This is a genomic window from Micromonospora sp. NPDC047753 (assembly GCF_040642735.1).
GTDB lineage: Bacteria > Actinomycetota > Actinomycetes > Mycobacteriales > Micromonosporaceae > Micromonospora.
This window is the reverse complement of record NZ_JBEYSL010000733.1, coordinates 1-2,456: the sequence shown is the minus strand read 5'-3', so window position 1 is coordinate 2,456 and position 2,456 is coordinate 1. Positions and strand designations below refer to the sequence as shown.

Annotated in this window: 3 protein-coding genes; all 3 read left to right on the top strand. The window is 70.3% G+C overall.

Going from position 1 to position 2,456, the window contains the following annotated elements; all coding sequences use genetic code 11:
• The first annotated feature begins 141 nt into the window (after positions 1-141).
• Positions 142-777 carry a choice-of-anchor P family protein gene (locus tag ABZ749_RS33870; RefSeq protein ID WP_357235167.1) on the top strand — a complete coding sequence of 212 codons (636 nt, stop codon included), beginning with the start codon at positions 142-144 and terminating at the stop codon, positions 775-777.
• 6 nt (positions 778-783) lie between these two features.
• On the top strand, positions 784-1,944 hold the full coding sequence (gene wecB / locus ABZ749_RS33865; RefSeq protein ID WP_357235164.1) for a UDP-N-acetylglucosamine 2-epimerase (non-hydrolyzing): 1,161 nt from the start codon (positions 784-786) through the stop codon (positions 1,942-1,944).
• A 127-nt stretch (positions 1,945-2,071) separates the two neighbouring features.
• On the top strand, positions 2,072-2,456 hold a 385-nt coding region (locus ABZ749_RS33860), incomplete at its 3' end, for an acyltransferase family protein (protein ID WP_357235161.1).

The following is a 2,456-nucleotide window of genomic DNA, read 5'->3' as shown; positions in this document are numbered from 1 at the left end:
GAGGCAGTGCACGAACACTGCGAGGGCTCTGTGGTGTCGTGTCGATGCAGGCATACGAACGAACCTCGGAGCCGACGCTAGGGGCCCACCAACGACGGCACCACCGAGTCGATCTCCGGTAACCAGAATCCCCCGCTGGGCGTGCTCGGTGGGCAGACGGTCATCACGGCGGGTGTGCTGAGTCAGAACGTCCGGGCGTTCAACGACGGCACCTCGGCGGCCTGTGCCGGGGTTCTCGGCCCGGGCGGCACGATCACCATCGGTCCCGGCGGTTCCTGCATCGTCACGCCGGGCACCGGGGTGACACTGAACCTCGGGACCAGCGGCCTCGCCACGATCTCACTGGTCGCGGACGCCATCTACTCGTCGTGCACCGCCACCAGCAGCCCCTCGGCGACAGGCACCGCGAGCCTGCTCAACGCCCGGATCGTCTCGACGATCCTGGGTGTGGAGACGACCCTGCTGAGCCTGCCGATCAACCCGGCGCCGAACACCGGGCTGAGCATCCCGGGGCTGATCGACCTGACCCTCAACGGCCAGTCCAGCTCGGGCGTCGGCCAGCTCACCGTCACGGCGCTGAACCTGACGGCGCTCGGTGGAGCGCTGGCCGGTGTCACCATCGGCACGTCGAGCTGCGGGGCCAACGCGGTCGCTCCCCCCATTCCGGTGATCCCGCTCGCCGGGGCACCGCTCGCGCTCGGTCTCGGCGCGCTCGTGGCCGGCACCACCGGCGGGTTCTCGCTCTACCGGCGTCGCCGCGCGGCTGCCAGGAGCTGACCCGACATGTGTGCGAGCAGCTCGACACCGCGAGAGGTCCTGATCCTCGCCGGCACCAGGCCGGAAGGAGTGAAGACCGCGCCTCTGATCCACCGTCTCCTCGATGATCCGAGGTTCACGGTACGGGTGGCGGATACCGGTCAACAGCCGGGACGCGTCGCCGAGGCACTCGCCCCGTTCGGTCTCCGCCCGGAGGTGAGTCTGCGCCCGCAACGGCGTACCGGCTCGCTCGCCGAACTGGCGGCGGCACTGATCACGGGCATCGACGAGCTGCTCGCACACCACCGTCCAGCGGCGGTCGTGGTGCAAGGGGACACCACGACCGCCCTGGCCGGCGGGACCGCCGCGTTCTGGCGGCACGTCCCGGTCGTCCACCTGGAGGCCGGACTGCGGACCAACGACCTGGACCGGCCGTTCCCGGAGGAGGCCAACCGGGCCATGCTCGCCCGTATCGCCGCACTGCACCTGGCGCCGACACAGGCGGCCCGGGCGAACCTCATCGGTGAGGGCATTCGCTCCAGCGCGATCGTGGTGACCGGCAACACCGTCGTGGACGCCCTGCACGACCTGGTCGAGCGCGGCATGGCCCAGGCACCGGACTGGGTCGACCCGGCCCGCAAGCTCGTCGTGGCCACCGTGCACCGACGGGAGAACTGGGGCCACGGGGTCACGGCCACTGTGGACGGGCTCCGTCGCCTGGCACAGGCGTGCCCCGACGCCCAGATCGTGATGGTCGCCCATCCGAACCCGCAGCTCAGCGCGGAGGTCACCGCGGGCCTCGCGGGCGTGACCAACGCCCGGGTCACGCCACCACTGCCGTATCCACAGATGGTCGGGCTGCTGCGGGCGGCCGACCTGGTCGTCACCGACTCGGGCGGGCTCCAGGAGGAGGCCGCCACCCTCGGGGTGCCGTTGTTGGTCACCAGGGAGACCACGGAACGTCCGGAGGCCCTGACACCGGGCCGCGGCGAGTTGGTGGGCACCGATCCCGAACGGCTCCTGTCGGCCGGGCTTCGTTACCTCGCCAGCGGGCGGACTGCCGTCGTGGGGTCGCCGTTCGGTGACGGGCGGGCGAGTGACCGCTCCGTCGTTGCCCTGGCGGGGCTGCTGAACGTACCGGCCCGTCGGGTCGTGCAGCGTCGCCGCACCGCCGCCGCTGTCAGCTGACGCCGGCCGATACGGACAATCATCCAAATTTCCGGACAAACCTCCCCTATCCACTGATAATTGGCACATCGATCGGCAGCGCTCCGATCCGTCGGTCCAACAGTTCAGTGATCAGAGGAGTCGTCAGGTGCAGGCGAAGTTGAACGGGCAGCGTTCCGCGACGCTGCAGGGCAGATACTCCGCCCAGCACAACGCCTTCGGCGTCCTTCGCCTGGCGATGGCGTGTGGCGTGATCATCGCGCACGCCGGCCCGCTCGGCTTCGGCCAGCACAACCTCGGCGCGGCCACCTTCGGCCGGCAGAGCGACCTCGGCACCCTGTGCCTGTACGGATTCTTCCTGATCTCGGGGTTCCTCATCACCGACAGCGCGCTGCGCTCCACGCTGCGCCAGTACGTCCGCGCCCGCCTGCTGCGGGTCTTCCCCGGGCTGTGGGCCTGCCTGCTGGTCACCGCGTTCGTCTACACCGGCCCGGACCGGACGAGCACCAACATGTACGGGCACACGTACCAGG

Excerpts from the sequence above, each read along its gene's own strand:
- wecB (WP_357235164.1), top strand. The coding sequence starts at position 784 with ATGTGTGCGAGCAGCTCGACACCGCGAGAGGTCCTGATCCTCGCCGGC.